Source organism: Pedobacter jamesrossensis, assembly GCF_042650905.1.
Taxonomy (GTDB): Bacteria; Bacteroidota; Bacteroidia; order Sphingobacteriales; family Sphingobacteriaceae; genus Pedobacter; species Pedobacter jamesrossensis.
Genome location: NZ_JBHSBY010000026.1, coordinates 1 through 8885 on the forward strand (window position 1 = coordinate 1; position 8885 = coordinate 8885).

Genomic DNA, 8885 nt, shown 5'->3' on the forward strand with positions numbered 1-8885 from the left:
TAATAAAGCCGAACCAGAACCAAATAGGGATATTGACTTAGATAGGGACTAATCCCTCTCCGGCTCTGGTTCACTATCTTCTACATCAGGTTCAGGGACATCTATAGATGCGCTATCTTTTTCCTGCAATTCATACGTTACAGTATGGTATTCGGTGTTTTCAGTAACCTCAACCTCATGGTCTATCTTAACCCATTTTTGTTCAGTTTCTTTATTTTCAGGATTATCATTAATTTCTTTTTCTTCTTCAGTTTCCTCTTTATCTAAATTTTCTTTTTCCGATTCTACCTTATCCTTTTCAGGTAAATCATCGTACTGTTTATCATGTAATTAATTTTCTTTATTTCAACCTGTTCATTAGTGCATATACCGTACTCGGATGCCATTTCCCGCCATCCCGGAATGTGGCTATCTTTTTCCTGTTCAGCTCCTTTGAAACTGCTCTAAACGTCACAAAACCTTTGCTCCTTAACTGCATCAAAAGAGGGGAAAGCTTTACTGCAAAATCCTTAGCTGCCTTTTTATTCGCTTTTGAAAGGTTCTTGCCATTTTTTCCAAGTTCTACACCTCTTTTCTTTGCGGCACCTAACGCCTCTTTTGTAGTTTCACTAATTCTTTGCCGTTGTTCCTCGGCAACCGCAGCAAGGATGTGTATCGTAAACCGATTGGCATGTGGGTTATCGGCAACTATAATTTCCACATTTGATTTAATCAGCCCTGCGATCTGCTCCACATCACGACCTAAACGGTCTAATCGAGCAACGATCAGCACGGCGTTTCGCTGACGGCATAAATCCAGGGATTTGGCCAAGCCGTAGCGGTGTTTCCTGGTTGATTGCACCTCGACAATAGCATCCAGTAACGTATAGTTATTCTGCAAACAATACTGCTGTATTACTTGCTCCTGCGCCTCTAAACCTAAACCACTTCTTCCTTGCCTTACAGTTGAAACCCGATAATAAGCTATTGCCTGTTTCATGCTCACATCCTCCGTCATGTTAAGACACAAACGATCGTTTATATTTGAACAGATTTTTATTAAAATCTGCTTAGCCAGAAAATGAAAAATGTTGAAAAAGATGGGATTAAGAAAAAGATTTTGCTGAAAACCGGAGGTTTTTGTTCATGAGTTTACCCTGGTTTACTTATAAACAAATCTTTCGAAGAATTTTTTATATCCTCGAGCTGATTTAAGTGATGCGGTGAAATGGTATTACGATATTTATTAATCGTGCAATGAAACTCTAATTTAGCAGTACATCGTTAACCAAAAAAGGGAATAGCGATTTCTCACTATCCCCTTAACTAATTAACGCTCTCGGAATCTAAAATAGAAAATCTTTACGATAGTGTAACATTAATTTATAAATTTTTATTTTTCTGAACTCGCTTTTAAAAAGATAACCATAAGTTATAAAACCCCTCTCCAAGATCTTGAAACAATTAACCTTGATGATGAAATCTGTGATAGTTCAAATTTGCCTCAAAGTTATTAATATTGAAAAGGTTATAAATGAAACTCAGTTTTGTTTAATTACATCTTACATTCAGGATAAAATATTTCATTCACGATATAATAGTATAATAAAAGGGAGCAGGAACTCGAAGCTATGAAGCAATTTGCTAGGATCTCTTTTAAATTAAACAGCATGGGAAGTAAGAATTTCGGAAGCTTATCATTAATAGGAAACAGTCTACTAGAACTGTTCGCTATTTTTAATGCCGCAACTATTGTTTTAATTAAATAAACAGTAAATGGATAAATCCAATTTCACCATTACTTTAATTACCTATTCACACAGACGACAATAACGCAAAATCATACAATTAAATGATAATGTAACATTACTTTTATTGTACAAAGAGCCGTATCTTACACCTTCTAAACTCTAAATTAATCTTAATACTCTCGGAATGCGTTGTTATATAATTGACGATGAACGCTTTTCTATAGAAAACTTAGAAAGTTATATAGAAAAGTTTTCAGATCTTGAATTAGTAGGATTCAATACTAATCCCGTTATTGCTATTGAAGAAATCAGCACCTACAAAAATCTTCAGCTTATTTTTTTAGACATCAATATGCCTGAGCTTTCAGGACTAGATGTTGCAGATTTAATATCAAAGGATATCGGAATAATTTTCATTACGGGTTATTCGGAACATGCCCATAACGCTTTTGAAAAAGGGGCGATAGATTTTCTATATAAACCTATTTCCTTTGTCAGATTTTCAAAAGCTGTTTTGAAAGCTCAAAAATATTTAAGCGAACTGCAGGTTTTACCTATAAAAGAAGCTGATTGGCTATTTGTTGACGTTGTTGGTGAAGGAAAACTGATAAAAATAGATATCTCAGAGATAATATATTTTGAGGCACAAAATATGACCTTATGTATCCAAACTAAAAACGAAAAAGAATATGCTTTCGTAAGGCTAAAGGATGCGATAGAGTCGCTTCCTAAAGAAATATTTTGTCAAATTCATAGATCATTTGTTGTGAATGTCAACCATATCAGGGAAATAAGAGGAAACCAAGTCACAATGTCAAATAATTCGATAATTCCTTTTGGAAAACTCTACAAGGAAAAATTTCTTGATAATATCCGCCACAAAATGTTTATAAACTATAGGCGATAAATCATCATTTAACCTCAAGAATTTTCACATACAAAAATTGATTTTTCACATAATCAAAATTGATTTCTACATAAAAATTATTAAATATATAGTTGCATGTTATATGTTTATGTTACGATTGTCACTAGAAACAATTTAAAAATACAATATAAACTCAAACCAAAAACAACATGAAAAACAAAAAAACTTTATTCTGCGCACTAGCTGCATTCGCTTTCTCTTCTCTTATGCTTCAATCTTTTGTAGACACTGAATTAGATCCAGGTGTTGGTGTAAAATGCAAAAAAATTGATGACTCAGAAGTTTATTGTAAAGATGGTAGTGATTTCAAAACTAAATGCGCAACTACTACCGGGACCGATAACTGCTAAAATCGATAAATAGTAAATACTTTTTATCATCATTCAGATTAACTTGCCGATATACACGTATCGGCAATTTGTGTTTTACACAAATAATTTTTTTAAGCAGTCTATCTATAATTGTCATGTCGAATCTATTTAAATTAAACAAGTTCCTATTATTATTTACAATCGGTATAGCAATCTTAGGCTGTAGCAAAAGCTCAAAACATCACGACAAATCATTTACAGCCTTTCCCGTTGACAAAACTCTTAAAATCGAATTGGACCTTTTTTTCTCAGTACCTGCACATGTCAAAGCCGGCAGAATATTTCTTGGTGATGATTTTATCGTTTTAAGAAATGATGATTTGAAGCAGGATAGTCTATTTTTACAATATTCTCTTACTGGAAAGCTTGAAAAAAAATATGTTCAGCAGGGAACAAAACAAGGTATGGCTTATGCGGCAATGTCATCAGGAATAGTAGACAACAAAATTTGGTTTCACGATTTAGCATTATCCAAGGTCGTTATCATTGATCCAAAATCTTCATCGAATGCAAAATCGGAATTTAAACTTAAAGACTTTGCCTATTCCACACAGCTTGTCAACGAAAATACACTACTAACTTCAGGTTTCTACCACTCTACTTATCTTCTTGAGTACTTAAATCTTTCTAGTGGAAAGGTTGAAAAACAAATTGGTCAATTTATACCACCAGATAAAAAAATTCCATTTTTCAATTGGAAAGCGGCTTATGAAAGCTTTCTTTTCTTACGACCGAATAGAGAAAAAGCTGTATTGGCGGGTAGGTATTCAGATAATATCGAAATTTTCGATCTGGTCAAAAAATCTAAACTTTCAATATCCGGTCCAGAAAATTTTGAACCAGACTTCAAGCCAGCAACTGATTCAATTTCAAATGACTACAAAATCAGCTTTACGAAAAAATCTAAAATCGCGAATACTGGAGGATTTGTGACTGAAAAATATATTTACCTTCTTTATGCAGGCATAGAGTTTCTAAATGTAGATTGGATTGGGCATTCAGACGTCATACATGTTTTTGACTGGAATGGAAAACCCATTGAGAGAATAAAGCTAGATAAAAAAGTAAAGAGCATCGCAGTTTCAAAAGATGATAAGATTTTATATACTGTCGATGGTACAACAGGGAAAATAACCAAAACAGAAAATTTTTTATAGAAATGAAAAAAATGTTAAGATATCTCAACCTAGCAACAATAATTTTGTTCATGTTTTGCTTTGGAACAGGTTGTAAAAATCTCAATGAGAATACCTATGCCGAGCAATATTTAAAACTGAATAGTTTGGAACTCTACAATCCATATAACAGAAGCACTCCAACAAAATCAGATTATATAATTACAAAATATTTAAACGTTTCTTGTCCAAACTGTGTCAGAGATATAAAGCAATTAAGTGCCGTTGGTAAGAGATTACCGAATTGCAAAATTCGCTTAGTTTGTCAATCTGAAGACAAATTTCTATATTTCAGATTCTTAATTGATGAAAATAAATTTTCCCAAACTGATTTTCCTTTTTTATTGGATACAGGTAACGTTTTCTCTAAAAATAATCCTGAATTAAAAATGGATTTATCAAAAGTTGTTATAATTACTAATAATAAAGATAAAATTTTAAAAGTTGTTGCTCTTAACGAAAAATTGATTGAAAAAACAATTAATGAATTATAATAAACCTACCAGCATAATATGATAACATTACAAAGGTCATTTTATATTTTTTTGATTTTTACAATTGTTTCTAAGATTGCTGCACATGCTCAGCAATCTAACTTAGCTTTAGCAAAAGCATTTTATAAATTTTCTTATATAAATGATACAACCAAAAGAGATCAGCCTGTAAATAAAACTATGGTGCTTTATATGAATAAAGATGCATCTCTTTTTAGAAACTTAATGGATGAGGAATCAAAATTATTACTTTACCTGTCTAAAGGCGGAAGTAAATCGAAATTTGATATTCTTGAAGAAAGTGCTTCACTTATTCAAATAGCCGACAAAACTCAAAGGGTGGAACGTTTGATTGATAACATGTACGTCATTTCAGAAGGCCAAAAAACAATTGATTGGAAACTCCAGGATGAAACAAAGAAAATAGGTAATTATCTTGCTCAGAAGGCGACAGCTGAAATATCTGGAAGATACTATACAGTTTGGTTTACACAAGAAATACCATTTCAATTTGGGCCATGGAAGTTGAAGGGGTTGCCTGGTCTTATTTTGGATGCAAGAGATAGTCGGGGAGAAGTAATTTTTGAGTTTGATGGCTTTGAAATGATGAAAAAGGAAGAACTTGTTAAAATTTCTGTACCAAAAAGCTTCAAAATTAAGAAAGTTTCTTTTGGGGAATTTGAGAAGATTTATAAGTCATTCTATGATGATCCAATAACATTTTCCAAGGCAAGCCTGGGAATTACAGATTCAAAAAAAGTTATAAATGGGAATCCCTCTTCTTCGGAAAGGAAATATAATAACCCCATTGAGATTAGACGATAATCTGCATAGATGATGATTGCGAAGGTTTTTACTACTTTTTTTTTATTACTGCCAATTTTCCTATTTTCTCAAACGCATCAAATTAAAGGATATCTAAAAGATACTGACGGTAAGCCAGTCGCTTCTGTGACAGTCATACTAAAAAATAGTGAAAGCAAACTTTTAGCTTTTAAGAATAGTGACCAAAAAGGATATTTTGAATTCAGTCTATCGGACACAATAGGTCTTAATCGAATATTTATCGAAGTCAATTTTTTGGGATATAAAAAAATCAAGATTTCTGCAGGTGGGGAACCAATTAAAAATATTTTGATGGAAACCCAGGAAATTAATCTCAAAGATATTGAAATAAAGACTACCTTAAAAATAAGAAGCGGTGGTGACACTATCAAGTATGATGTTAATTCTTTTAAAAAATCAGAAGATCGGGCAATTGGAGATGTAATTAGTAGGATGCCCGGTATGGAAGTAAACGAAAAGGGCGAGGTTAAATATAACGGAAAAAGTATATCCAGTCTTTATATCAATGGGGATAATCTCTTAGATGATAAATATTCCATTGGCACTAAAGCTATTCCAGCTGACATTGTAAAGTCGATTGAAGTATTGCAAAACCATCAATCGACTAGGGTTTTACAAAATAAAGTTTTAAGCGATGCTATTGCCGTCAATTTGGTTATCGTCGATAGTGCTAAGACAAAAGTATTGAATCAAGTTAAGATAGGCGTAGGTCTACCAAAGCAATATGATGGCGAGGTAACTAATATCGCCTTTAACGATAAGTTCAAAGCATTAAATGTTTTGAAAGCCAATAATACTGGTATTGATTTGGCAACTGACTTTTCTTCATTTAATTTTTCTGAAAATCTATCTCAATTGGGGATATCTTATCCAAAGGCAATATTATCATTAGGGAATGTTGATATACCTCCATTACCAAAACAACGCTATTACTTCAATCATAGCAAATCTCTGAATTTAAATAATTTAATAAATTTGAAAGATAGCTTGCAGTTAAAGGCGAACATCAACCTTTTACATGATAAGAACAATATAAACTATCAATCACAAATAGAGATTTACTTACCTGATAGCACTGTCAGATACACAGAATTTCAAGAAACTGCAAACAGGGACCTAATTTCTGAATTTACATTCACTTTGGAGGCTAATAAAGCCAAATCTTTTATTAGGGATGATTTAAGATTTACTTACAGACTCAATGATGGAAATTCCAATTTAGTAAGTAACAATCAACCTCTCAGTCAGAAATTAAGAAATCAAATTCAAGAATTTTCAAATAATTTAAATATTATTCCATCATTAAAAAGTGGTAATATTTTGTCGATAGACTGGCATCTAAGTCATTTCAATCGTCCAGAACAACTCGACGTTAATTCTGGCGTAAATAGTAAAGTATTAAATAATAATGAGGCATTTCGTAATTTGAGTCAAGGGGTCGAGATACCAACGTGGACAAATCGATTAGCCTTATCTTACAATTTCGCTAAATATGAAATAAAACATAGTTATGAGCTGGGTATCCTTAACGAATTTCAAAAACTAAATTCGGACCTATTGCTTACACAATTGAATGGTGCTGTGACAAATGTTAAGGCTAACCCTAATAATGAATTGTTGTGGCGAAGACAACAGTTTTTTATAGCTTCAAAGTTCGAATATAAAAGTGACCGTTGGGAAACTAGTCTTTATGCACCGATAACATGGCGAAAAATATTTTATGAAGAGAAATCTTACAATCTTAAGGAAAATATAAGCAGAATTTTTCTTAATCCAAACTTCAAAGCGAGATATTATTTATCCGCTGAAAGTTTTCTTACACTAAATTATTATTATCAGAATCAAATAGGAAATATTGTTACGATTTATCCTGGCCTTATATTAACCAATTATAGAAATCTCGTTTCCAACCAAGCTCAACTACAGCAAAAAAATATTCACTTTGCTTCACTGCAATTCAATACTCAAAAAGCAACAAAAATGCTCTTTTTGAATGCTGGTGTAAACTATAGAAAAATTTTGGCAAATACGATTACATCAAATGAAGTTAGTGATGAAATAACAAAGACAGTAATATTACCAATAAGGAATAACGTTGAATCTTTGGGTGCAACTCTGGGAATTAGTAAATTTATACGTTTGTTAAGCTCTACGGCAAATTTAGAATTCTCTTTTAATAAAAATCGATCTGAACAAATTTTCAGTGGTCAAAGAATTCAATTTGAATACCTCGACTTTTCTACAAAGTTTAATGTCGAAGCAGAGTTATTTAGGAAAATAAGAGTTAAGTATATAGCAAACTTAAATAGGATAACGAGTTCTTCACCACTCTCTGATTCAAAAACTTTGGTTCAAAATACCGATATTCAAATTGTAAATTTAGACAATGCCATTAGATTTAGTTGGTCACCATATAGAAATTTAAATCTGTTATTTAACTTAAGACACAGTTACACAATGCAAACATTTGCAAAAAATATAGGATTTGTGTTTGCTGATATGAATTTTACTTATCAGATACCTAAAATAAAAACTGACTTTGAGTTAAATTTAATAAATCTCACAAACCTGAAATCCTTTCAAACTTATACGACCTTAAACAATAGTTTATTGGAAAGTAATTTTCGACTTCGTGAACGAATGGTTTTGATTAAAGCAGTATTTAGTTTATAGTAGAAAATAAAAAATAGTTATTTTCTTTATCAATAGCCGTAATTTCTATAAGTTGGTTATTAGCAAGAAGTCAAAGTTAGGGCGTTATAAGTGTAGAAGATTTTATTAGTATTAAGGCAGCAAAGTTAAATTACTAGTATTGAATACCCGAATGTTTTTTTCATTCGTAAAAAAGGCGACAACATATTAGATTAACGTAATGATTAAATCTGTATTTATTTATAATTAACAATATTATTTGAAGAAGTCAGCAGAAGCATCTTTTTCATTTGTATGAATTCAGTGAATGAATAAGATTAACGTTTCTTTATATCATGTAAATTCAGTTTATTCGCATAGAAATATGCGAATAAACTCGATCTTGCTTTTTTGTAAAGACTTTATCTGCTAAGTTTGAATTATGAAAACAACTGAAAAGGTATTTGATGAAAATTCGACTTTAGAAGACTTTAAAAATCTAAAAGTTGACCAATATGCAAGAGAAGCTAATAGATATGGAAAAGTGGTTGACAATGAAATTTGGCACGACTTGACTGATGGAGATAATGATGAAGTCTTAGTAACTGGATATTCCGACCCATACTACACCACCCATTCCGAGGCATAGTACACCAGTCATTCCGAGCCAAAGTGCACCAGTTTTTGTTGAGGTAATTAAATATTCCAAG

The 8885-nt window shown here is 32.0% G+C and carries 8 protein-coding genes; 7 read left to right on the forward strand and 1 reads right to left on the reverse strand.

The window, feature by feature from the left end:
• Positions 1-340 precede the first annotated feature (340 nt).
• Positions 341-979: a recombinase family protein gene (locus tag ACFOUY_RS04340; protein WP_378959233.1), complete on the reverse strand. Its 639-nt coding sequence runs from the start codon at positions 977-979 to the stop codon at positions 341-343.
• A gap of 935 nt (positions 980-1914) precedes the next feature.
• Between ACFOUY_RS04340 and ACFOUY_RS04345 the strand changes: the two genes are divergently transcribed.
• From ACFOUY_RS04345 to ACFOUY_RS04375, 7 genes are all read left to right on the forward strand, one after another.
• Entirely contained in the window at positions 1915-2637 is a 723-nt protein-coding gene (locus ACFOUY_RS04345) for a LytR/AlgR family response regulator transcription factor (protein ID WP_378959234.1), read from the forward strand.
• 170 nt (positions 2638-2807) lie between these two features.
• Positions 2808-3008: a hypothetical protein gene (locus tag ACFOUY_RS04350; RefSeq protein ID WP_378959235.1), complete on the forward strand. Its 201-nt coding sequence runs from the start codon at positions 2808-2810 to the stop codon at positions 3006-3008.
• A gap of 116 nt (positions 3009-3124) precedes the next feature.
• On the forward strand, positions 3125-4186 hold the full coding sequence (locus ACFOUY_RS04355; protein WP_378959236.1) for a BF3164 family lipoprotein: 1062 nt from the start codon (positions 3125-3127) through the stop codon (positions 4184-4186).
• A 2-nt stretch (positions 4187-4188) separates the two neighbouring features.
• Entirely contained in the window at positions 4189-4698 is a 510-nt protein-coding gene (locus ACFOUY_RS04360; protein WP_378959237.1) for a hypothetical protein, read from the forward strand.
• A gap of 18 nt (positions 4699-4716) precedes the next feature.
• Complete coding sequence (locus tag ACFOUY_RS04365) at positions 4717-5523, forward strand: GLPGLI family protein (RefSeq protein ID WP_378959238.1); 807 nt, start codon at positions 4717-4719, stop codon at positions 5521-5523.
• A gap of 9 nt (positions 5524-5532) precedes the next feature.
• Complete coding sequence (locus tag ACFOUY_RS04370; RefSeq protein WP_378959239.1) at positions 5533-8217, forward strand: carboxypeptidase-like regulatory domain-containing protein; 2685 nt, start codon at positions 5533-5535, stop codon at positions 8215-8217.
• 400 nt (positions 8218-8617) lie between these two features.
• Positions 8618-8824: a hypothetical protein gene (locus tag ACFOUY_RS04375; protein WP_378959240.1), complete on the forward strand. Its 207-nt coding sequence runs from the start codon at positions 8618-8620 to the stop codon at positions 8822-8824.
• Positions 8825-8885: the final 61 nt, after the last annotated feature.